Annotated in this window: 23 protein-coding genes; 7 read left to right on the top strand and 16 right to left on the bottom strand. The window is 69.2% G+C overall.

The window, feature by feature from the left end:
- Positions 1-12: 12 nt before the first annotated feature.
- Together G7B71_RS00420 and G7B71_RS00415 are read left to right on the top strand one after the other, a co-directional pair.
- Entirely contained in the window at positions 13-768 is a 756-nt protein-coding gene (locus tag G7B71_RS00420; RefSeq protein ID WP_166036720.1) for a uracil-DNA glycosylase family protein, read from the top strand.
- Positions 765-2,528, top strand: a complete 1,764-nt coding sequence (locus tag G7B71_RS00415) for a lytic transglycosylase domain-containing protein (RefSeq protein WP_166036718.1) — start codon at positions 765-767, stop codon at positions 2,526-2,528. Before G7B71_RS00420 ends, G7B71_RS00415 begins: the two co-directional genes overlap by 4 nt.
- A gap of 9 nt (positions 2,529-2,537) precedes the next feature.
- Here G7B71_RS00415 and G7B71_RS00410 read toward each other — a convergent pair whose 3' ends face one another.
- Together G7B71_RS00410 and G7B71_RS00405 are read right to left on the bottom strand one after the other, a co-directional pair.
- Complete coding sequence (locus G7B71_RS00410) at positions 2,538-2,999, bottom strand: I78 family peptidase inhibitor (protein ID WP_166036716.1); 462 nt, start codon at positions 2,997-2,999, stop codon at positions 2,538-2,540.
- A 75-nt stretch (positions 3,000-3,074) separates the two neighbouring features.
- A complete protein-coding gene (locus G7B71_RS00405) occupies positions 3,075-4,649 on the bottom strand; it encodes a M28 family metallopeptidase (protein WP_166036714.1) in 1,575 nt (524 codons plus the stop codon).
- A 108-nt stretch (positions 4,650-4,757) separates the two neighbouring features.
- On the opposite strand from G7B71_RS00405, the gene G7B71_RS00400 reads away from it, so the two are divergent.
- Positions 4,758-5,846 (top strand): PA0069 family radical SAM protein, encoded by a 1,089-nt coding sequence (locus tag G7B71_RS00400; RefSeq protein ID WP_166036712.1) that lies wholly within the window; start codon positions 4,758-4,760, stop codon positions 5,844-5,846.
- A 73-nt stretch (positions 5,847-5,919) separates the two neighbouring features.
- A complete protein-coding gene (locus tag G7B71_RS00395; protein ID WP_166036710.1) occupies positions 5,920-6,273 on the top strand; it encodes an endonuclease domain-containing protein in 354 nt (117 codons plus the stop codon).
- A gap of 64 nt (positions 6,274-6,337) precedes the next feature.
- Here G7B71_RS00395 and G7B71_RS00390 read toward each other — a convergent pair whose 3' ends face one another.
- Genes G7B71_RS00390 through G7B71_RS00375 form a run of 4 tightly spaced genes read right to left on the bottom strand, consistent with a single transcriptional unit; the run spans position 6,338 to position 10,395 of the window.
- A complete protein-coding gene (locus tag G7B71_RS00390; RefSeq protein ID WP_166036708.1) occupies positions 6,338-6,715 on the bottom strand; it encodes a hypothetical protein in 378 nt (125 codons plus the stop codon).
- A 29-nt stretch (positions 6,716-6,744) separates the two neighbouring features.
- Positions 6,745-8,097 (bottom strand): dihydrolipoamide acetyltransferase family protein, encoded by a 1,353-nt coding sequence (locus G7B71_RS00385; RefSeq protein WP_166036706.1) that lies wholly within the window; start codon positions 8,095-8,097, stop codon positions 6,745-6,747.
- A 7-nt stretch (positions 8,098-8,104) separates the two neighbouring features.
- Positions 8,105-9,118 (bottom strand): alpha-ketoacid dehydrogenase subunit beta, encoded by a 1,014-nt coding sequence (locus G7B71_RS00380; protein ID WP_166036704.1) that lies wholly within the window; start codon positions 9,116-9,118, stop codon positions 8,105-8,107.
- On the bottom strand, positions 9,115-10,395 hold the full coding sequence (locus G7B71_RS00375) for a thiamine pyrophosphate-dependent enzyme (protein WP_166036702.1): 1,281 nt from the start codon (positions 10,393-10,395) through the stop codon (positions 9,115-9,117). Before G7B71_RS00375 ends, G7B71_RS00380 begins: the two co-directional genes overlap by 4 nt.
- 137 nt (positions 10,396-10,532) lie before the next feature.
- Between G7B71_RS00375 and G7B71_RS00370 the strand changes: the two genes are divergently transcribed.
- Positions 10,533-11,015 carry a phosphoglycerate mutase family protein gene (locus G7B71_RS00370; protein ID WP_166036700.1) on the top strand — a complete coding sequence of 161 codons (483 nt, stop codon included), beginning with the start codon at positions 10,533-10,535 and terminating at the stop codon, positions 11,013-11,015.
- A gap of 122 nt (positions 11,016-11,137) precedes the next feature.
- Here the strand turns inward: G7B71_RS00370 and G7B71_RS00365 are convergent, their stop codons facing one another.
- The 9 genes from G7B71_RS00365 to G7B71_RS00325 form a co-directional block, all read right to left on the bottom strand.
- Complete coding sequence (locus G7B71_RS00365; protein ID WP_347708434.1) at positions 11,138-11,332, bottom strand: hypothetical protein; 195 nt, start codon at positions 11,330-11,332, stop codon at positions 11,138-11,140.
- Between the two features lie 59 nt (positions 11,333-11,391).
- Entirely contained in the window at positions 11,392-11,748 is a 357-nt protein-coding gene (locus G7B71_RS00360) for a PspC domain-containing protein (RefSeq protein WP_166036698.1), read from the bottom strand.
- Positions 11,749-11,790: 42 nt separating this feature from the next.
- Complete coding sequence (locus G7B71_RS00355; protein ID WP_166036696.1) at positions 11,791-12,453, bottom strand: PspA/IM30 family protein; 663 nt, start codon at positions 12,451-12,453, stop codon at positions 11,791-11,793.
- 41 nt (positions 12,454-12,494) lie between these two features.
- The gene (locus G7B71_RS00350; RefSeq protein ID WP_166036688.1) at positions 12,495-12,650 is read right to left on the bottom strand and encodes a hypothetical protein; all 156 of its coding nucleotides are present in this window, start codon (positions 12,648-12,650) and stop codon (positions 12,495-12,497) included.
- Between the two features lie 239 nt (positions 12,651-12,889).
- The gene (locus G7B71_RS00345) at positions 12,890-13,159 is read right to left on the bottom strand and encodes a hypothetical protein (RefSeq protein WP_166036686.1); all 270 of its coding nucleotides are present in this window, start codon (positions 13,157-13,159) and stop codon (positions 12,890-12,892) included.
- Between the two features lie 99 nt (positions 13,160-13,258).
- Positions 13,259-14,257, bottom strand: coding sequence for a DUF2891 domain-containing protein (locus G7B71_RS00340; RefSeq protein WP_166036684.1), 999 nt, complete (start codon positions 14,255-14,257; stop codon positions 13,259-13,261).
- 137 nt (positions 14,258-14,394) lie between these two features.
- Positions 14,395-15,345, bottom strand: a complete 951-nt coding sequence (locus G7B71_RS00335; RefSeq protein WP_166036682.1) for a DUF979 domain-containing protein — start codon at positions 15,343-15,345, stop codon at positions 14,395-14,397.
- Positions 15,342-16,136: a DUF969 domain-containing protein gene (locus tag G7B71_RS00330; RefSeq protein WP_166036680.1), complete on the bottom strand. Its 795-nt coding sequence runs from the start codon at positions 16,134-16,136 to the stop codon at positions 15,342-15,344. The genes G7B71_RS00335 and G7B71_RS00330 overlap by 4 nt, the downstream gene beginning before the upstream one ends.
- A gap of 141 nt (positions 16,137-16,277) precedes the next feature.
- On the bottom strand, positions 16,278-19,874 hold the full coding sequence (locus tag G7B71_RS00325; RefSeq protein ID WP_166036679.1) for a hydantoinase B/oxoprolinase family protein: 3,597 nt from the start codon (positions 19,872-19,874) through the stop codon (positions 16,278-16,280).
- A 161-nt stretch (positions 19,875-20,035) separates the two neighbouring features.
- Between G7B71_RS00325 and G7B71_RS00320 the strand changes: the two genes are divergently transcribed.
- Positions 20,036-21,067 carry a YihY/virulence factor BrkB family protein gene (locus tag G7B71_RS00320; protein WP_166036677.1) on the top strand — a complete coding sequence of 344 codons (1,032 nt, stop codon included), beginning with the start codon at positions 20,036-20,038 and terminating at the stop codon, positions 21,065-21,067.
- 31 nt (positions 21,068-21,098) lie between these two features.
- On the top strand, positions 21,099-21,545 hold the full coding sequence (locus tag G7B71_RS00315) for a hypothetical protein (RefSeq protein WP_166036675.1): 447 nt from the start codon (positions 21,099-21,101) through the stop codon (positions 21,543-21,545).
- Positions 21,546-21,554: 9 nt separating this feature from the next.
- Here the strand turns inward: G7B71_RS00315 and G7B71_RS00310 are convergent, their stop codons facing one another.
- Positions 21,555-22,292, bottom strand: coding sequence for a hypothetical protein (locus tag G7B71_RS00310; protein ID WP_166036674.1), 738 nt, complete (start codon positions 22,290-22,292; stop codon positions 21,555-21,557).
- Positions 22,293-22,323: the final 31 nt, after the last annotated feature.

Raw genomic sequence — 22,323 nt, 5'->3', positions numbered from 1 at the left:
CCCTATGGCGCAATGGATCGGGGCGGGAATGATTTTCTTGGGGAGGCGGAGAGCCTGCTCGGCTGGTGGCGCGACGCGGGCGTCGACTGCGCCGTGCAGGAGGAGCCGCGCGACTGGCTGAAGCCGGCACCGGCGCCGGCGCCGACTGACGCCGCGGAATCCGGGGCTGGCGCGCCTCGGGGTCGTTCGGGACGAGCGGAACCTGTGCGCGAGCCGCTGCCCGACCAGCTGCCGCTGTTCCACGATTGGCTGAAGGCGAGCGACGCCCTGCCTTATGCGGCGCCGCATGCGCCGCGGGTCTGTCCGTCCGGCGACCCGGCGTCCGGCCTGATGATCATGGCCGCGATGCCGTCGGTGGAGGATTGCGCGGCGGGGACGATGCTGTCGGGCGACGTCGGTCGCCTGTTCGACCGCATGCTCGCGGCGATCGGGCGGAGCCGCGACACCAGCTACATCGCCGGACTGTCCTGCCTTCGGCCGGCCGGCGGACGCCTCGACCAGGCCGGCGCGACGCGCTGCGGCGAGATCGCGCGCCATCATCTCGGCCTCGTCGCGCCCAAGGCGGTGCTACTGCTCGGCGACGCCTGCTCCAAGGCGCTGCTCGGGATCGGCGCCGCCCAGGCGCGCGGCACGGTCCACCGAATCGCGACACCGGCCGGCGAGGTCGCCGCCATCGTCACGCTGCCGCCCGATTACCTGCTCGGTCAGCCGGCCGCCAAGGCCCTTGCCTGGGCAGACCTCCAGCTGCTGCAGGAGACGCTCGCATGATCCGCAAGCTCGCTCTCGCCGTCGCTCTGGCCGCGCTGTCCGCCCCGGCGCTGGCCGACGACCTCGACACCGTCAGCCAAGCCCGGCGCGCCCGCTCCGCGGCGGTGCCGCCGCAGCTGACGCCCGCCCAGCGCGACGCCTATGCCGCGCTGTTCGCCGATCTCGCCGCGCAGAATTGGGCCGGCGCGCTCGGTCGGCTCGACGCGCTGCCGGAAGGGCCGCTGCACAATGCCGCGCGCGCCATCCTCTACACCGCGCCCGGCTCGCCGCGGGTCGAACTGGAACCCTTGCTCGCGCTGCTGCGCCGCGGCCCCGAGCTGCCGCAGGCCGCCGACCTCGCCCGCCTCGCCCAGCTGCGCGGCGCCGTCCAGCCGCCTTATGTTGCGCCGACTCAGCGCCTGATCGGCCAGCGCGGCCAGCCGCGCCGCCAGCGCCCGCGCACCACCAGCGGCGACCCCGTGGCGCGCGAGCTCGAGCCGCTGATCCAGCCCTTGATCGTCGACGACCAGCCGGCCGCCGCCGAGGCCATCCTGCTGGCGAGCGGCGGCGAGCTGTCGATCGAGAGCCGAACCGAGTTCGAGCAGCGCATCGCCTGGTCCTATTACCTCGTCCGCCAGGACCGCGAGGCGCTGCGCCTCGCCCGGCAGGCGGCGCGCGGCGTCGGCGACTGGGCGGTCCACGCCGAATGGGTCGCCGGGCTCGCCGCGTGGCGGCTCGGCGATTGCGGCGCCGAGCAGAGCTTCCAGACCGTCGCCCGCCGCACCGGCGATCCCGAGATGACCGCCGCGGGCCATTATTGGGCGTCGCGCGCGGCGTTGCGCTGCGGCCATCCCGAGCGGGTCCAGCCGCAGCTGCGCGCCGCCGCCGGTCAGGAGGAGACCTTCTACGGCCTGCTCGCGGAGAGCGCGCTCGGCCTGCGCCGGCTGCCAGGCGGCGAAGCCGAGGTGCTGACCGCGTCCGAATGGGCGTCGATCGCCGGGCGGCCCAACGTCCGCGCTGCCGTCGCCCTCGCCGAGATCGGCCAGGCCGAGTTCGCCGACACCTTCCTTCGCCACCAGGCACGGATCGGCGATCCGCGCGAGCATGAGGCGCTGACCCATCTCGCGGCACGGCTCAACCTCACCGGAACGCAGATGTACCTGGCGCACAATCTGCCGAGCGGCGTGCGGCTCGGCCGCCACGACCGCTATCCCGCGCCCGACATCGCGCCGCGCGGCGGCTGGCGCGTCGACCAGGCGCTCGCCTACGCCCACGCGCTCCAGGAATCGGGCTTCCGCGCCAATGCGGTGAGCAGCGCCGGAGCGCGCGGGCTGATGCAGGTACGCCCCGGGACCGCCGGCGACCTCGTGCGCTGGGGACGCGCCAATGCCGACCCCAATCGCCTCAACGACCCGGCGACCAACGTCGCCTTCGGCCAGGCCTATATGCAATATCTGCGCGATCAGGGCGGCACCGACGCTCTGTTGCCGCGAGTCATCGCCGCCTACAATGCCGGCCCGGCGCCGATCGCGCGGTGGACCGCGGAAGGCCGCGGCGACGGCGATCCCCTGCTCTACATCGAGACGGTGCCCTATTGGGAAACCCGCGGCTACGTGCCGATCGTGCTTCGCAACTATTGGATGTACGAGGAGCGGCCGGCCGACCAGTCGTCCAGCCGCCGCGCGCTCGCACAGGGCCTGTGGCCGCGCTTCCCCGGCACGCCGGGTCCGGAAGCGGTCCGCCTCAACCCCTCGGCCCGAATCGCCGAAGGGAGCGACTGAGCCTCCCCGTCAGCCGCAGCGGACCTGCTCGACGATCTCGGTCTGCTCGTTGAAGAAGATGTTCAGGCGCCGCTCGCTATAGTCCATCGTCACCGGGCAGGTCGTGCAGGTGACCCGCCACGTCTCGCCGGCCGGCTTGGGCGGGATGGTCGAGCGGTGACGGCCGACGAGATATTGATAGTCGCTCGCGCGGCACTGGTCGCCGGACCGGTCCGGCGCGCGCGGCCTCGGCGCAGCGGGCGCCGAGGCGTTGGTCGCGGCGCTGTCGTTGCGGCTCGTGCCGTTCTTGTCGGCCGGCGCTTCACCGTCCGGCCGCCCCTCGGACGGGACCTCGCTGTCCGCGGTCGCCGCCGGCTCGGCGCCATTGGCGTCGACCGATCCGTTGGCCACGTCGTTGCCGCCGTCATTGGCCGCGCCAGGATCGGAGCACGCCGCCAACGCGACGACCAGGCACACCGCATAACCCTTCATGGCCGAAGCCTCCACGCAGCCGATCAAGCTGAGGGAACCCCCGAGGCGACCGATTTCTCCAATCGGGAGCTTCGGCTAGCGCGCCGATCCGAACGGGCTGCCCTGGTTCCAGCGCGGCCGATCGGGCGCATTGGCGACGCGCATCGCCAGCGCGGCGATGAAGTCGTGGAGGCGGATCTCGTCGTCGCGGAAGATCGGCGACGACATGTCGTCCGACGGCGCGTGGTAGCGGACGGCGCGGAAGGCGCGCTCCAGCTCCGCCTCGGGCGTGCCGGCGGCGAAGCCGAACTTGAAGGCGACCGCCGGGATGCCCTGCTCGATGAAGCCGTACTGGTCCGAGCGGATGAACGAGTTGCGGTTCGGGAACGGGTCCGGCGCGAGCGGCAGGCCCATCGTCTCGCCGACCGCGCGGGCATCGTCGCCGATGCTGCTTTCCTCGGCGCCGAGCACCGTCACGCTGCGCAGCGGGAACAGCGGCAGCGCCATGTCGTAGTTGAGGTTGGCGACGATGGAGTCGCGCGCAACGGTCGGACGCCGTGCGAAATAGCGCGAGCCGAGCAGGCCCCGCTCCTCCGCGGTGACGAACACGAACAGGATCGAACGCCTGGGCCGTTGCCGCCGCAGCTCGGCGGCGATGTCGATAAGGGCGGCGACGCCCGCCGCATTGTCGAGCGCGCCACTGTAGATCCTGTCCCCGTTGACGGGATTGCCGACTCCGAGGCCGTCGAGGTGGGCGGTCATCACGACATGCTCGCCGGCCAGGGCCGGGTCGCTGCCGGGAAGCCGCGCGACGACGTTGGGCGAGGCGACGGCGCGGCTGGTCGCGGCGAGGCGGCCGCTGAGCCGAGTCGCCATCGGGAAGCTGCGCAACGGCCGCGACGCGTCGGCATCGGCCGCGACCTGGGCGAAGGTGCGCGGGGCGCCCGCGAACAGCCGCTCGGCCTCGGCCGGGCTCCAGCTCAGCGCAGCGAAGGCCGGCTCGTCGCGAATGCCCGAGTCGGCGAACAGCATGCCGGGCTGAGTCGCGTTGCGCACCGCCGACTCCCACGGCGATTCGGTCTGGCCCGGCGTGGTCAGCGAGATTGCGCCGACCGCGCCCCGCTGGGCGAGCCACCTGTTACGCTGGGCACGGGCATGGGCCTTAAGCGTGCCCGAGACTTCGGCCGGGCCGCCGCTGACGAACACCGCGATCTTGCCGGCGAGGTCGACCCCGGCGAGGTCGTCATGGCCGGCCGACGGCATGTGCAGGCCGTAGCCGATGAACACGAGCGGCGCGTCCAGGCTGGCCGGCAGCTCGTAGCGCGGGCTGACGATCGCGGTGGCGGGCAGAGTGACCGGCGCGCCCGACAGGCTCAGGCTCGAGGCGGCATAATCGGTGCGCTGCTCGGTGAAGGCGATCGGCTGGAGATAGCCCTGGGTGCCGGCAGGCCCGAGGCCGAGGCGCTGCATCTCGTCGGCGACATAGGCGGCGGCGCGCTCATGGCCGGGCGTGCCGGCGGCGCGGCCCTCCATCGCATCGCTCGCCAGCACCGAGACCTGACCGTGCCAGCGCACGGCGCGATCGGCGACACTCGGGGCCGGAGCTGGGACCGGCGCCACCGTGGGCGCGCAGGCGGCGAGAGCGAGGGGAAGCAACCAGGCGCAACGCATCGGACAAAAACTCCTCACACCCACCCGCGCCTGCCCATGGCAGCGACACCGCCGAGGGGCAACATCTCAACGCTTGTTCTTCTTCTGTTCCGATCGTACACTGGCCGCATGTCCGCCCATGTCCCCCGCCCCGACTTGCGCGCCGGCCGCGGCGCACCGGAGAACCGGACGCCGACGCGGTTCAACCTCAACGCGCGCGAGGCCGACGGCGACTGGCTCGACGCGCGCGAGGAGCTGGACGGCGGGCCGCCGCCGCTGCGCACGACGGTGACGGTCGAGCACCCGCGCACCATCATTGCACGCAACCAGTCGCCCGACATCGGCTTCGACCGCTCGATCAACCCGTATCGCGGCTGCGAGCATGGCTGCATCTATTGCTTCGCGCGGCCGACCCACGCCTTCCACGATTTGTCGCCGGGGCTCGATTTCGAGACGAAGCTCTACGCCAAGCCCAACGCCGCGGCGCTTCTGCGCAACGAGCTCGGCAAGCCCGGCTATGTGTGCCGGCCGATGGCGCTCGGAACCAACACCGATCCCTATCAGCCGATCGAAGGCAAGTGGCGGATCACGCGGTCGGTGCTCGAAGTGCTTGCAGAGACTCGCCACGCCTTCACCATCACCACCAAGTCGGACCGGGTGCTTCGCGACGTCGACATCATCTCAGCCATGGCGAAGCAGCGCATGGCGAACGTGGCGCTGTCGGTGACCTCGCTGAGTCCGGACATCTCGCGGACTCTGGAACCCCGCGCCCCCGCGGCGCGCAAGCGGCTGGCGGCGGTCCGCAAGCTGGTCGACGCGGGCGTGCCGTGCACCGTCGCGATCGCTCCGGTGGTGCCGCAGGTCACCGACCATGAGCTCGAGGCCATCGTCGAGGCCGCCGCCGAGGCCGGAGCGAGCGGGGTTTTCTACCTGCCGGTGCGCCTGCCGCATGAAGTCGCGCCGCTGTTCCGCGCCTGGCTCGACGAACATTATCCCGACCGCGCCCGCAAGGTGATGGCGACGATCCAGGCGATGCGCGGCGGCAAGGACAACGATCCCAACTGGTTCAGCCGAATGCGCGGCCAGGGCGCCTGGGCCGAGCTTCTCCGAACCCGCTTCGAGATCGCCGCGAAGAAGCACGGCTTTCCCAAGGACAAGCGCCCCCTGCGCACCGACCTGTTCGAGCCGCCCCAGGGGCCTCAGCTGCGGTTGCTCTAGAAGTTCCTCCCCATGCCGACGGCATGGGGAGGGGGACCATCCGCAGGATGGTGGAGGGGTAAAAGGGAGGAAGATGATGAAAAGGACCGGTAATCCGACGATCATCAAAGCCCGTGAGCTGCGCCGGACCATGAGCCTGCCGGAAGGCCTGCTCTGGGAGGAGTTGCGGAAGCGACCCGGCGGCTACAAATTCCGGCGCCAGCACCCGATCCTGGGCTTCATCGCCGATTTCTACTGTCCCGCCGCCAAGCTGGTCATCGAGGTGGACGGCGAGGCGCATGATCGCGGCGAGCGCGCGACGCGGGATGAGCGGCGCGACTGGCAGGTAGCGCAGCTCGGGCTTCGGACCATGCGCGTGCCTGCAGCAGCGGTGCTTTCGGATCCGGCAGAGGCGATCGCCGGAATCGTGGAGGCGTGTTCGGGCTAACTACCCCTCCACCATCCGCTTTGCGGATGGTCCCCCTCCCCAAGCGCATGCGCTTGGGGAGGCACTATCTCAGTTCGACCCGCACCGTTCGGCAGAGGTTGATCAACGGCCAGGTGCGGCGGTCGCCGTTGGCGTAGGTGGCCCGGACGTCCCAGCGGCACAGCTCGATGTCGCGGGTGTAGGAGACGGCGGCGCGCTCGCCCGACGGCACCACGCGCTGGACGAGGATGTCGGCGCTCCACGGCGAGTCCTCGCCCGAAGGCCTGATGCTGACCGCGGTGATCGTCTCGCCGGTGCGGTTGACCAGGATGAAGTCGAGATTGGCGGCGCCTTCGGGAAGCTCGCTGCCATAGCCGTCGTCGCTCGGAAGCTCGCGCGGCGGCTGAGCGGCGGCGACGCCGGCGAAGCTCGCGGCGACAAGCGCCAGGACCGTCTTGCGCATGACCCCCTCCTCCTTTTCGGAGGAGCAGCCTAGGCCAACAGTCGAAGCGGCGCTTCCAGAATCTTCTTCAGCTCCTGCATGAAGCTCGCCGCGTCCCAGCCGTCGACGACGCGGTGGTCGCAGCTGATCGACAGGTTCATCATCTTGGCGACCTTGATCTGGCCGGATTCGACGATCGGAGTCTCCTTGACCTTGTTGACCGCGATGATCGCGACCTCAGGCCGGTTGATCACCGGGGTCGAGACCACGCCGCCCATCGGGCCGAGGCTCGAGATGGTGATGGTCGAGCCGGACAATTCCTCGCGCGTCGCCTTGCCGGTGCGGGTGGCTTCAGCCAGACGCACGATCTCTGCGGCGAGGCCCCAGACGTCGCGGCCTTCCGCGTTGCGGATCACTGCAACCGAGAGGCCGCTGTCGGTCTGGGTCGCCATGCCCATATGGACGGCGCCGGAGCGATGGATGACGTTGGCGTCGTCGTCGTAGCGGGCGTTGATCATCGGGAAGTCCGGAAGGGTCCGACACATCGCGGTGATCAGGAAGGGCAGCATGGTGAGCTTCGGGTTGGAGCCGCGGTCCTGGTTCATCATCGCGCGGGTCTGCTCCAGCGCGGTGACGTTCACTTCCTCGACATAAGTGAAGTGCGGGATGCGGCGCTTGGCCTCCTGCATGTTCTCGGCGATGCGACGGCGCAGGCCGACGACCTTGACGTCCTCATCCTTGGCCGGGCGGCGCGCGCCGCCCGAGCGGACTCCGCCGCCATTGTACATGAGGTAGGCGTCGAGATCGGCGTGGCGGATGCGGTCGCCGGAGAACTGAACCTGCGAAAGGTCGATTCCGAGATCGCGGGCGCGGGCACGCACCGCGGGGGAGGCCTGAACCTTCCCGGGCGCCTTGGCCTCAGCGGCTTTCGGCTCGGCCTTGGCGGGCGGCTCGGCGCGCCATTCGCCCTGGCGGCGGTCTTCCTGACCACGATCCTCCTCGCGGCGTTCGTCGGCGCCCGTGCGGCGCTCGCCGGTGGTGCGGCGGTCTTCCGGCTCGACATCCGCACTCGGCACGGCCTCGGCCAGCTCCGGCGAGATCTCGGTCGCGCCGTCGCCCATCGGCATCTCTTCCGCCGGGGCCTCGGCCGCGGCGACGCCCTCGGCGGTCTCGAGCACGACCAGGGTCGAGCCGATCGGGATCTGGTCGCCGACCTCGCCGGCTAGCTCGACGACGCGGCCGGAGACGGGGCTCTCTAGCTCCACTGTCGCCTTGTCGGTCATCATGTCGGCAAGCTGCTGGTCTTCCTTGACCTCGTCGCCGATCGCGACGTGCCAGGCGACGATCTCGGCCTCGGCAATGCCCTCGCCAATGTCGGGCAGCCTGAATTCGTAGCGCGCCATGTTGCGGTCAGTCCTCCAGAGCTTTCTTGAATGCGTTGCCGAGCCGGATCGGGCCGGGGAAATAGGCCCATTCGAGGCTGTGCGGATAAGGCGTGTCCCAGCCGGTCGCGCGGACCACCGGAGCCTCGAGATGGTAGAAGCAGCGCTCCTGGACGAGAGCCGCAAGCTCCGCGCCGAAGCCGCTGGTCCGGGTCGCCTCGTGGACGACGACGCAGCGGCCGGTCTTCTTCACCGATTCCTCGATCGTCTCGATGTCGACCGGAACGATGGTTCGAAGGTCGATGACCTCCGCGTCGATGCCGGCCGCCTCGGCCGCGGCGAGCGCGACATGGACCATGGTGCCGTAGGCGAGGATGGTGAGCTCGGGCCCTTCCTTGACCACCCGCGCCTTGCCGATCGGGACGGTGTAATAGCCGTCCGGAACCTCGGCGTCGGGATGCTTGGCCCAAGGCGTCACCGGCCGGTCGAAGAAGCCGTCGAACGGGCCGTTGTAGATGCGCTTGGGCTCGAAGAAGACGACGGGATCGTCATCCTCGATCGCCGAGATGAGCAGGCCCTTGGCGTCATAGGGGTTGGAAGGGATCACCACCTTGAGGCCCGCGACATGGGCGAACAGCGCCTCGGGCGACTGGCTGTGGGTCTGGCCGCCGAAGATGCCTCCGCCATAGGGGCTACGGATCACCATCGGCACGAACCATTCGCCGGCCGTGCGGTAGCGGATCTTGGCCGCTTCCGAGACGATCTGGTCGAAGCCCGGATAGATGTAGTCGGCGAACTGGATCTCGGCGACCGGGCGCAGGCCATAGGTCGCCATTCCGATCGCGGTCGCCATGATGCCGTTCTCGCTGATCGGCGCGTCGAACACGCGGCTGGTGCCGAACTTCTTCTGGAGATGCTCGGTCACCCGGAACACGCCGCCGAAATAGCCGGCGTCCTCGCCCAACACGACGACATTGTCGTCGCGCTCCATCATGACGTGGTGGGCATCGTTCAATGCCTGGATCATGTTGCGGACGGTCATGCCTTCTTGGCCTCCAGCTCGGCGACCATCTCGGCCTGCTGCTCCTTCAGATGCCAGGGAAGCTCGGCATAGACGTCCTCGAACATGGTGCGGACGTCCTGCGGGAAGTCGAGCGAGGCGGCGCGCAGAACGCCGTTGGCTTCCGCTTCCTTCTGGGCGCCGCGGACCTCGCCGTCGATCTCCGCATCGAGCGCGGCCTGGCGGTCATCATCCCACTCGCCGAGCACGGTCAAATGCTGGCGGAGTCGCTCGATGGGATCGCCGAGCGGCCAATTGTCGGGCTCGTCCTTGGGCCGGTAGCCGGTCGGGTCGTCCGACGTCGAATGGCCTTCCTTGCGGTAGGTGAACATCTCAATGAGGGTCGGCCCGAGATTGGCGCGGGCGCGGTCGGCCGCCCATTGCGTCGCGGCATAGACAGCGAGCGGATCGTTGCCGTCGACCCGCAGGCCCGGGATCCCGTAGCCGATCGCGCGCGCCGCGAAGGTGGTGAGCTGGCCGCCGGCGATCCCCGAGAAGCTCGAGATCGCCCACTGGTTGTTGACCACGTTGAGGATCACCGGGGCGCGATAGACTCCTGCGAAGGTGCAGGCGGCGTGGAAGTCGCCCTCGGCGGTCGAGCCGTCGCCGATCCAGGCCGCGGCGATGCGGCTGTCGCCCTTGATCGCGCTGGCCATCGCCCAGCCCACCGCCTGCGGGACCTGCGTCGCGAGGTTGCCGGAGATCGAGAAGAAGCCGTGCTTGCGGTCCGAATACATGATCGGAAGCTGGCGGCCCTGAAGCTTGTCGCCCTTGTTGGAGTAGATCTGGTTCATCATCTCCACGAGCGGATAGCCGCGCGCGACGAGCAGCCCCTGCTGGCGGTAGGTGGGGAAGCACATGTCGTCGAAATCGAGCGCCGCAGCCGCGGCCACCGCGATCGCCTCCTCGCCCTTCGACTTCATGTAGAAGCTGGTCTTGCCCTGGCGCTGGGCGCGGAACATGCGCTCGTCGAACTGGCGGACGACGTTCATGTCGCGGAGCATCTTGCGAAGCAGGTCGGGCGACAGGCGCGGGTCCCACGGGCCGACCGCCTGGCCGGCCTCGTCGATGACCCGGACCAGCGAATAGCAATGCTCGTGGGTCTCCTGCGCGGGCGCGGTGACGTCGGGCCGGCGGATGCTGCCCGCCGCCGGCACCTGGACCCAGCTGAAGTCCGGCTTCTCGCCCGGCCGCGCCGGAGGCTCGGGAACGTGAAGGGAGAGCGCCGGCCGGTTGGGGCGCTCGGAATCGTTCGACATCCTCATCCCTGTTGCTTCGAATGTTGGGGCGCCCCTAATCCATTTTTCAGGACGTTGCACCCCCATCACGTCCGTCGCCGACACGCTTGACGCGGCGGCGCGCGTGCACCGACAAGCGCGGCAAAGGAGTAATGCCGATGCGCCTGTTGCTGATGTCGCTTGTCTTGGCCGTGACCGGCTGCATGACCCCGGCCGCCCCATCCCCGCCGGAGCCGGTCTATCATGTGGTGCGCCACCTCCACACGCCGGAGGGGCAGCGCGATCCGGACTTGCTGCCTGAGGGCCAGGCGGCGGCGCAGCGGCTCGCGGCGATGCTCGCTTCCGAGCCGCCGGCGATCATCTATGTCAGCGACTATAAGCGCACCCGCCAGACCGCGGCGCCGATCGCCGCGCGGCTCGGGTTGACGCCGGTCGTCTACGACCCCGCCGACACCCCTGCCCTCGTCGCCCGAGTCCGCCAGGGACCGTGGCCGGTGCTGATCGTCGGCCACAGCAACACCGTCCCCGACATCGTCGCCGCGCTGGGCGGCACCCGCCCCGCCCCGCTCACCCATCCCGATTTCGGCGACGTCTGGCGGATCGCCGCGGACGGCGCCACGACGCGGACACGCATCCCATAAGAAAACCCCTCCCGCGTGCGGGAGGGGTTGGGGATGGGGTGACCTGGAAGCTTCACCGGGGGCTGTGACTGTTCACCGGCCTCCCCACCCCCGGCCCCTCCCGCGAGCGGGAGGGGAGTTCGTTAGAGATCGACGCAGGCGGCGATGGCCTCAAGCTGCTTCACCCGGGCGCGGAGCTCGGCGATCTCGACGCGCTCCTCGCCCTGGGGCGGCGCGCGGCGGTCGAGCTCGGCGCGCTTGAGGTCGAGCCAGCCCTGCCACATCCGCAACGTCACCATCAAAGTCGCTGCGACCGCGGCGAACCCGAACCCCGCCATGAAGACCGCCGGCGCCATGCTCTCGACCATCGTCCTGCCTCCCTGCTTCTACCGCGGCGTCAGCGCAGCTCGTCAATTTCCTTGGCCAGCATCACGTTCGAGCTGGTCACATGGGTCTCGATCGCCTGCATGCGGGCATCGATGTCGCGCATCCGGGCGCGGGTCTCGGCGACCGACTGGGCGCTGAGCCGCGGCGCGCGACCGTCCTCATCGAAGCGGGCCGAGTATCCGCCGCGGTCGGCGACGAGGCCCATGACCAGATAGGCGAAGCCCGCCACCGGGAATGTGAGGATCAGCGCCAGCACCATGGCCACCCGCACCAGCGTCACGTCGATGTCGAAATGGTCCGACAGGCCGGCGCACACGCCCATGATCTTGCCGTCGTGCCGGTTCAGCCTGAATTTCCCGCGAGACATTTGCATTGCTCCCTCTTGGTCCCTGTTTCCCTATGTCTTCCGTCAGGCGGCCTTACGCGCCGCCTTCATCGCCTCGAGCTCCGCGTCGACCCGTTCGGCGACGCGCAGTTCGGCAATCTCTTCCTCCAGGCTGCGCGGGGCGGCGAGCGCGAGCGCTTCGGCCTGGCCTTCCGCGAAATCAGCCTGCCGCTCGAGCAGGTCGAAGCTGGCGAAAGCCGCTTCGGTGCGCTGCCCGGCATACATTTCCCGCATCCGCACGCGGTGCTGGGCACTCTCCATCCGGCTGGCGATTGCCGCCTGGCGGCTGCGCGCCTCGCGGAGCTTCGCCTCGAGCTTGGCAATGTCCGTTTCCGCCGCCTTCAGGGTTGCGGTGATCGCCGCCATCTCCTCGTTCAGCTCATCGGCCATGCCGGCGAGCTTCTCCTTCTCGACCAGAGCGGCGCGCGCGAGGTCCTCGCGGTCCTTCTCCAGCGCGAGCTCGGCGCGGTCGGTCCAGCTCGCCTGCAAATTGCCGATGACCGCGACCTGGCGCTGCTTCTCCTTGCTGTCGGCAATGGAGCGCGCGGCAGCGGCGCGAACTTCGACGAGCGTCTCTTCCATTTCCATGATGATCACCCGGATCGTCTTCGCCGGGTCGTCGGCACGATCGATGAGATCGGTGACGTTGGCGGCGATGATGTCGCGGGCCCTGGAAAAGATGCTCATTCGTACAAACTCCTGGGTGGTCTGGATGGTCGGCGCCGCCGTTACGCGGCGCGAACCACCGACTGGGTCGACGCGGTCTGGATGGTGGAGGTCGAGATCGCCGGACCGACCGCGGCGCTGATGAAGAAGGCCGAAACGACCAGGGCGGCGGCCGCGGAAGCGGACTTGCGCCGGATGTTCTCAGAGCGGATGTTCACGTTCATTCTCCCAAATTCCTGTCGCACCATTGCGACGCCAGGAACTTTGCAGGAGGCGTGCCAAACGCGGAGGGCCGCGGAAAATCGCGGTTTTTGACTGTGAGGCTGGAATTGGCGGCTCGACGCGTCGCCACCTGTTGGGAATTTACACCAACTTATGGAAGGCGCCCGTCATTCCCGCGGAAGCGGGATGTCGCGGGGATGACTTAAAGGGAGGTGAGCTGCGCCGTGCGGCGCGCTCAGCGAGCGCGGATCGCCGTTCCGAACTGGTCGAAATCTTCCTTGCGGCGACGGTGGCCGGCGTCGGGGCGGGTCGCCTCCATCAGCTTGGCGCCGGCCATGAACACCACGCCAACGGCCGCGGCGACGAACAGGTAGCCGGGCAGTCCGGGATAGATTTCGAGATATTGCATGCCGCGGGTCATCGCCCCGACCGCGAGCGCGTAGATGACCGCGCAGGCCTCGAAGCGGGTCTTGATGACGAACAGGCGGCCGATCTTCTTCAACATGCCCGCACCAGAGCAAGAGCCGGGCCAATGGCGGATTTCCGCGGTTTTCTGGAATCCCTCGTTAGGGTTTTGTAAACCATGCCGACAGGTGGCATGGGATCAGGCGGGTTGCTCCAGCGCGAGCAGGGCGAAGGTGGCCAGCCAATGCTCGCCCATATAATCGCCGGTGACATAGGGCAGGCTCGCCTCGAGATGCGCCTCGGCCGTCGCGCGCGCACGGTCGGCGAGATGCGGCTCGAGCCGGTCGGCGATTCCGCGCCAGCACCAGGCGCGGGTCAGGTTGAAGCCGTCGAGATGGGCGATCTTGCCGTCGCTTCGGTCGGAGACGAAGGCCGGCGTGAACAGGCTCGCCGGCTCGCCCTCCGCGAGCCGCGGAAGGAAGGCATCGAACCAGCCGGCGAACTCGGCCTCGCCGAGGACCTGGCGCATCAGCAGAGCCTCGACCATCGCCGCCGAGAGGAATTCGTCGCCCCCCGGCTCCCAGCCGGAGCAGTCGCGGTCGCCTGAATAATAATCGGAGGCGCGGGCGCGGACCAAAGCGGCGAGATCGGCATCGTTCGTCTCCGCCCAAGCCAGCGCGAGGATCAGTGCGAAGGCGGTGTTGTAATGGGCGCCGACGCGGATCGGGTAGGTCAGCTTGGGCAGATAGGTGAGGAAGCGGTCGGCGAAGGCGCGGGCGAGCGGTTGCAGGATGTCCGCATAAGGCATGTCCGGCCGCTCCTGCGCCTCGCGGTGAAGCGCGATCAGCCACGCCCAGCCATAGGGCCGCTCGAAGCCGCCGGAATAAGCGCGGTCGAGATAGGCGAGCTCGCCGGCGACATTGTCCTCGGTCAGCATCTCCTCGAACAGGCCGTCGATGCGGCGCGCCTGGGCCATGTCGGGGAACAGCCGGCGAAGACGCATCAGCAGCCAGTAGCCGTGGACGCAGCTGTGCCAGTCGAAGCTTCCGAAGAAGATCGGGTGGAGATCGCGCGGCCCGCGCACGTCCTCCGGGCCGTCCATGACATGGTCGAGCTTGTGCGGATATTCGCGGGTGACGTGGCCGAGCGCTGCCTCGGCGAACCGCTCTGCGGCGGCGAGGGTGAGTTCGTGGGTCATGGTGTGCGCCTATCAAATCCTCCCCGGCACGGGGAGGGGGACCGCCGCCGAGGGCGGTGGTGGAGGGGCTGGCACGAACGTCAGCGTAGCCCCTCCGTCAGGCCTTCGGCCTGCCACCTCCCCGTTCCGGGGAGGACTTAGAAGGCAAACCACCAGATGAAGAGGATGTTGACGGCGAGAAGCGGAAGCGCGGTGCCGATCTGCGCCTTGATCACCCCGTTGCGGTCCTTGAGCTCCAGAAGCGCCGCCGGCACGATGTTGAAGTTGGCCGCCATCGGGGTCATCAGCGTCCCGCAGAAGCCGGCGAGCATGCCGATCGCGCCGACCACCGCGGCATCGCCGCCATAGGTCTGGATGAGCAAGGGCACGCCGATCGCCGCCACCATCACCGGGAAGGCGGCGAAGGCGTTGCCCATGATCATCGTGAACAGGGCCATGCCGATGCCGAACACCGCGACGGTAAGGAAGATGCTGCCTTCCGGGATCGCCGCGCGGGTGGCGCCGCCGATGATCTCGCCGACGCCGGCCGCCGCGAACACCACGCCGAGCGCGGCCAGCATCTGCGGCAGCACCGCCGCCCAGCCGATCGCGTCGATGAGGCGCCTGCCTTCCTGCAAAGGCGCCGAGGCGGGCGGCCTCAGCCAGGCGAAAATGACGGCAAGCGCGAGGAGGACGCCGATGACCAGGAACATGTAGGTCTCGCGCTTGGCCTCGAAGTGGCCGGCGTCCTTCAGCGGCGTATAGGTGTAGAGCAAGGTCCCGACGATGGCGGTCACCGGGATGATCAGCGCCGGCAGGAACAGCTTGTTGCCGAGCCGATCGGACCAGGCGGCGCGCTCCTCGTCGCTGGTGGTCGGCGGGTTGGAGCGGCCGATGAAGCCGAAGCCGGCGAGACCCGCGAGGCCGAGCACGAGCAGGCCGTTGGCGAAGTCGCCGAGCCATGAGCCGGCGAGCAGGCTCAGCGCCATCAGCCCCCAGAAAGCGGCGTTGCCGAAGCGCTTGCCGTTGCTGCGGTCGAGGGCGCTCAGCAGCGCGAACGCCGCGAACATGACGCCGACCAGGGTGTAGATCCACTGCATGGTGATCATTTGGGATCCTCCCTGTGAGCCGAAGGCTCATGGGGAGGGGGACCGCCGAAGGCGGTGGAGGGGCTCGGCGCGGGGATGGCCCCTCCACCATGCTTCGCATGGTCCCCCTCCCCATCGCTCCGCGACGGGGAGAATTTGAACCGCCGATCCAGCCACAGCAGCCGGGAACCATGGATGACGAACGCCGCCACCGCGGTCGGGATCGCCCACAAGGCCAGCTGAAGCGGGGTCAGCTCGATCCCGTAGGTCGCCAGGGTCGCCTGGATAAGCACGATCGAGCCGATCGCGAAGAAGATGTCCTCGCCGAAGAACAGGCCGACATTGTCGGTCGCGGCGGCATAGGCCTTGACCTTCTCCTCGCGGGCCTCGTCGACCGGCCCCTGCTTCTCCGCGGCGGCCAGCGCCATCGGCGCGACCAAAGGCCGCACCGTCTGCGGGTGGCCGGCGGTCGAATGGAGGCCGATCGCCGCGGTGATCTGGCGGTAGATGAGGTAGAGGATCAGCAGCCGCCCGACGGTGGCGTTGCGGAAGCCGGCGATCAGTGCCCGTGCCCTTTGCTGGAGGCCATAGCGCTCGAGCAGCCCGATCACCGGCAGCACGATCCACACGATCGCGATGATTCGGTTGTCGTTGAACGCCTTGCCGAGCGTCTCGATGACCTCGCGCAGGTCCATGCCGGCGAGCAGCCCGGTCGCGAGCGCCGACACCGTCACCACGATCATCGGATTGAGCTTCAGAGCGAAGCCGACGACGACGATCAGAATGCCGAGGAGCGGGAAATATTCCAGCATTAAGTTCCTCCCTGTGCAGCGAAGCTGCATGGGGAGGGGGACCGCCGCAGGCGGTGGAGGGGCTTCGGCGCGAGGCTCGAACAGCCCCTCCACCATGCTTCGCATGGTCCCCCTCCCCACCGCTTCGCGGCAGGGAGGATCTTACCCCTCACCATATCCCCCTCCCCCTGGCGTCAGGATGACGAAAGCGTCGCCCTCGGCCATTTCGGCGGAGGCGGTCGCAGTCAGCATTTCCTCGCTTCCGTCCGCCCGCACCACCTTGTTGATCCCGGCCGCGGCGTCGCTTCCGCCCATCAGCCCCTTCGGCGCGACGCGGCGGCGGTTGGACAATATGTTCGCCGTCATGGGCTCCAGGAAGCGCACCACGCGCTCGACCCCGTCGCCGCCGCGGCTCGCGCCCGCGCCCCCCGACCCGCGCCGGATCGCGAATTTCTCGAGAAGCACCGGCAGCCTCGTCTCCAATATCTCGGGGTCGGTGAGGCGGCTGTTGGTCATGTGGGTCTGCACCGCGCTCGCACCGTCGAAGCCCGGGCCGGCGCCGGAACCGCCGGCGATCGTCTCGTAATATTGGTGGGCCGCGTTGCCGAAGGTGAAGTTGTTCATCGTCCCCTGGCTCGGCGCCAGCGCTCCGACCGCGGCGAACAGGCAGTCGGTGACGACTTGGCTGGTCTCGACATTCCCCGCCACCACCGCGGCCGGATAATGCGGGTTGAGCATCGAGCCTTCCGGGACGCGAAGCTCGATCGGCCGCATGCACCCGTCGTTCATGGGGATCGAGTCGTCGACGAGGGTTCGGAACACGTAGAGCGTCGCGGCGCGGCAGATCGAATAAGGCGCGTTGAAATTGTCCGGCAGCTGGCCGCTCGTCCCGGCGAAATCGACCACCGCCGAGCGCGCCTCGCGGTCCACGGTGACCGTCACGGAAACCACCGCGCCGTTGTCCATCTCGTAAGCAAAGCGGCCGTCCTTCAGAGTGCCGATCAGCCGCCGCACCGCCTCCTCGGCATTGGCCATGACGTGGCCCATATAGGCGTCGACGAACGCCCGCCCCTTCTCCGCGGCGATGCGCCTCAGCTCGCTCGCGCCGCGCGCGCAGGCGGCGATCTGGGCCTTGAGGTCGGAGATGTTGCGGTCGGGGTTGCGCGCCGGCCAGCGGCCTTCCGCGAGCAAGGCCCGCATCTCTGCTTCGAGGAATCGGCCGGCATCCACCAGCAGCATATTGTCGATCAGCACGCCTTCTTCGTGCACGTCGCGGCTGTTCGGCGGCATCGACCCCGGCTTGATCCCGCCGATATCGGCATGATGGCCGCGCGCGGCGACGAACCAGGCGGGCTCCGCGTCGCCCTCGTCGGCGAACACCGGCATGATCACGGTGATGTCGGGCAAATGCGTGCCGCCGCGATAGGGCGCGTTGAGGACATAGACGTCGCCCGGCTTCATGCCGCGCCCGTCGCGCCGATCACCGCGCGCCTCGATGATCGTCCGGATGCTGTCGCCCATCGATCCGAGATGGACCGGGATGTGCGGCGCGTTGGCGATCAGGGCGCCGCCGCGGTCGAAGATCGCGCAGGAGAAATCGAGCCGCTCCTTGATGTTCACCGACGAGGCGGTGTTCATCAGCGCGACGCCCATCTCCTCGGCGATCGCCATGAAGAGGTTGCCCATCACCTCGAGGGTGACGGGGTCGACCTCCGTCCCCATCGCCGGCGCGCTCTCGCGCGGCACCGCGCGGGTGAGGATGAGGTTGGCGTGCGCATCGACCTCGGCCTGCCAGCCGGGCTCGATCACGGTGGTCGCGGCCTGATCGATGATGATTGCGGGGCCGGAGATGACGGCGCCGGGGGAGAGCGCATCCCGCTGCAGCACTTCATCCTCCCTGTGAGGCGAAGCCTCATGGGGAGGGGGACCGCCGAAGGCGGTGGAGGGGCGTTGGCGCGGGTCTCGAACAGCCCCTCCACCATGCTGCGCATGGTCCCCCTCCCCATCGCTTCGCGACAGGGAGGATGAGTGCTCACCCTTCCCAACGACTTCGACGATCGCCGTCTCGACCACCACCGGAGCGTCGGAGACGAAACCGAAGCGGGTGCGGTGCGCCTCAACGAAATCCGCTTCCATGCCCTCCCCGACCGGCACCTCCAGCGCGGTGTCGCTGCCCTCGTAGCGAAGCGCGGCGCGGCGCCGGACCTCGGGCGCCTCGACACCTTGCGCCTGGAGCGCCGCCACGGCCTCGCTTTCCAACTCGCCGAGCACGGTCTCCAGCGCCGCGCCGGCGACGGTGCGCTGCCTCAGCTCGACCATGTCCGCCAGACCCATGCCGTAGGCGCTGAGCACTCCGGCGAGCGGATGGATCATCACCCGCTCTATCCCGAGCGCGTCCGCGACGAGGCAGGCATGCTGGCCGCCCGCGCCGCCGAAGCATTGCAGGGTGTAGCGGGTGACGTCGTGACCGCGGGCGATCGAGATCTGCTTGATCGCATTGGCCATGTTGTCGACCGCGATTCGCACGAAGCCCTCCGCCACCGCGCGCGGCTCCATCCCGGCGGGCCCGGCGATCTCGTTCACCCGCGCCAGCGAAGCCTCCGCGTCGATCAGCGCGTCGCCGCCCGGTCCGAACACCGCGGGGAAATGCTCCGGCCGGATCTTGCCGAGCACGACGTTGCAGTCGGTGATGGTGAGCGGCCCGCCGCGCCGGTAGCAGGCCGGGCCCGGCACCGCTCCGGCGCTGTCCGGTCCGACCCGGAAGCGGCTGCCGTCATAGTGGCAGACCGAGCCGCCGCCCGCCGCGACGGTGTGGATCTCGAGCATCGGCGCGCGCACCCGGACGCCCGCCACCGCCCGCTCGCTGGTCCGCTCGTAGGTGCCGGCGAAATGCGACACGTCGGTCGAGGTGCCGCCCATGTCGAAGCCGATGACATGGCCGAAGCCCGCTTCCTCGGCTGTCCGCGCCATTCCGACGATGCCGCCTGCCGGCCCCGACAGGATCGCATCCTTGCCGCGGAAGGCGGCGGCGTCGGTGAGGCCGCCATTCGACTGCATGAAGAACAGGCGCGGTCCCGAACCGATGCCGGCCACCACGCGATCGACATAGCGGCGCAGCACCGGCGACAGATAGGCGTCGACCACGCTGGTGTCGCCGCGACCGACCAGCTTGATCAGCGGCTCGACCTCGTGGCTCGCCGAGACCTGGGTGAAGCCGATCCGCCGCGCCGCCTCGGCCAGCGCCGCCTCGTGAGCGGTCCAGCGCCAGCCATGCACCAGCACGATCGCCAGGGCGCGATAGCCCTCGTCGACGGCCGCCTGCAGCCCTGCCTCCGCCGCCGCGAGATCGAGCGGGCGAAGCACTTCGCCGTCCGCCGTTACGCGCTCGTCGACCTCGATCACATGGCTGTAGAGCGGCTCCGGAAGCACGATCTTACGCGCGAAGATGTCGGGCCGCGACTGGTAGCCGATGCGCAGAGCGTCGCCGAAGCCGGCGGTGATCGCCAGCGCAACCCGCTCGCCCTTGCGCTCGAGCAGCGCGTTCGTCGCGACCGTCGTGCCCATCTTCACCGTCGCGGCGCGGCCGCCGCAATGCTCCGCGAGAATCGCCCGGATGCCCGCGGTGGCGGCGTCGTCATATTGGCCGGGATTGTCCGACAGCAGCTTGCGCACGTGCCGCCGTCCGTCCGGGCCGAGCGCGACGATGTCGGTGAAGGTGCCGCCGCGGTCGATCGAAAAGGTCCAGTCCGCGCCGGTCATTTCGTCAAGCTAACCCCTCTGTCATCCCCGCGGAAGCGGGGATCCAGCTTCTTCTCCGGCGCCGCAAGGGCAGCTGGATTCCCGCTTTCGCGGGAATGACAGGAGATGGGAACCCCTCGCCTTCCTTACGCTTATCGCTCCGGCAGCAGCGAGGAGCGAGCATGGCGCATCGGGCGCGAAAACCGACCGACATCCCAGCGCAAGGCTGGTGGCAGGTGCTGAAGCGCGCCTGGACGGAATCGGGCAAGGATCATCTCGAGATGCTCGGCGCGGCGGTCGCCTTCTACGCGTTCGCGGCGCTGGTGCCGCTGCTCACCGCCCTTGTGCTCACCTACGGCCTCGTCGCCGAGCCGTCGTCGGTCGTTCAGCATATGACCACGCTGACCAGCGTCATGCCGCGCGACAGCGCCGCGATCATCGGCGACCAGCTCCAGAACATGACCGAGAGCGCCGGAACCAAGACCGGCTTCGCGCTGGTCCTCGCCCTCGCCATCGCCCTCTACGGCGCAAGCAAGGGCGCGACCTCGGTGATGACGGCGCTCAACATCGCCTATGACACGGAGGAGACGCGCGGCTTCGTGACCCGCACGCTGATGGCGATCGCGATGGTCGCCGGCGCGGTGGTTGTGATGCTGCTCGCCATCCTCGCTTTCTCGGCGATGGCGCTGGTTGAGGAGCTGCTCCCCGACATGGGCGGCGTCGGCCAATTCCTGGTCCAGGCACTGAGCTTCGCGCTGGCGGCGGCCACGGTGATCGGCCTGCTCGCGGTGGTCTACCGCTACGGCCCCGACCGGCCGAACGCCAAGTGGCGCTGGATCACACCCGGCTCGATCCTGGCGACGATCGTGTGGCTGGCCGCGACCCTGGGCTTCGGCTTCTACGTGTCCAATTTCGGCAATTACAACGCGACCTACGGCTCGCTCGGCGCGGTGATCGTGTTCCTCACCTGGCTCTATCTCAGCGCCTATATCGTGCTTCTGGGCGCCGAGCTGAACGCGGTGCTGGAGCAGGACGTCGCCGCCGCTCCCGCAGCGGCCGATCCCGAGCCCGCGCCGGACGCCGCGGCGCCTTCCGACCTGGCCAAGCGCGGGCCTGAGCCGGCTTCCGCCGGGTCGCTCGCCGCCCGCTTCGCGGCGGCGTCCGTTGTCGTCACATTGCTTGGCGCGCGGCGCGGCGGCAAGCGCGCCGCTTGACCTCGCCCGCCGCGCGGGCCAGCGAGATGCGATGGACGACCAGCCGCCGCCTTATACCAGCTCGAACTTCCACGATGACGTGCAGCACCACCTCGTCACGGCGGCGGTCGAGGCGCTGTCGCAGACCAAGCTCGAATGGCACCAGGTCGCGCCGCTGCTCAAGGCCGCGCGTGCCATGTGCGGCGATGACATCCGGGCTGCCCGCGTGGCGCTGCACGGCCTCGAATATGAAGGCGCCGAACTGGTCCCGGCCGACGAGGCCTATCTGTCCATGAATGTGCGCGACCGCGAGGACGGCAGCGAATGGCTGTCGCAGACCTGGTGGCTGTCCGACATCGCGCTCGCCGACGAGGACCCCGAGCGAATCCGCTGCGTCATCTCGGCGATGGAGCGCAGCATCGACAAGCTCAAGGAATGGCTGTCCGCCAAGGACGAAGCCGCCGACAAGGCCGAAACCCCGCCGACGCCTTCGGACTAGGCTAGCGCCTCAGCTGCCCTGCTGGCAGCGGTCGTCGCTGCGGCTGCGGCAGCGCGGATAGTCGCGGACCTCCTCGAGCGGGCCGCCGACGCCGGTATGGGTCTCGTCGACCTTTCCGTAGACAGACGCGTTCTGCATCTCCTCGGCGGTGCGCGTGTCGCTGACCATATTGGCATGGTCCATCGCCATATCCGCCTTGGCGACACGGACGCCGGTCGGCTCGGTCGTCGGCTCGGCGCCGACTGCAGCCTTGTCGGACGTCACCGGCTCATAGGGTCCGCCCATCGCCATGCGCTCGCGGCCCGCGGACCATTGCGCATAGGCGCCGCGCACGCCCGGCTCGTAGAGCTGGATGCAGCGGTCGTCGCCCGGGCCCGGATCGCAGGCCGGCCACGAGCTCATGTTGGCGTTGGCCACCGGCTCATATGGGCCGCCCTGGCCGTCGGCGCTCTCCATTGGCTTGTTGTCCAGCTTGGCCGCGACATCGGTTGACGCCGCCATCGGATTGGCGGCGACCCACGCCTCCTTCTCCGCGATCTGGGCGTCGGTCAGCGCCATCGGCTTGTCCGCCGTCCACGCCGCCGCCTCGTCATAAGTCATCGCGCCGGTCCACGCCGCCTGGGCGAGCTGCGGCGCGGCCGTCCAGGAATAGGTGCCCATATTGTAAGTCGCGACGGTGGGAGCCGACGCGGCCATCGCCGAGCCGCTGAGAAGCAGCGCAGTCGCGCCGAAAAGAATCGATTTCACAATGGCCTCCGTTTCATCCCGGCCTCCTTTC

This window comes from Sphingosinicella sp. YJ22 (assembly GCF_011320075.1).
In the GTDB taxonomy this organism is placed as follows: Bacteria; Pseudomonadota; Alphaproteobacteria; order Sphingomonadales; family Sphingomonadaceae; genus Allosphingosinicella.
Note: the sequence above shows the minus strand (reverse complement) of the source record. Positions and strands in the feature narration are given on the sequence as shown.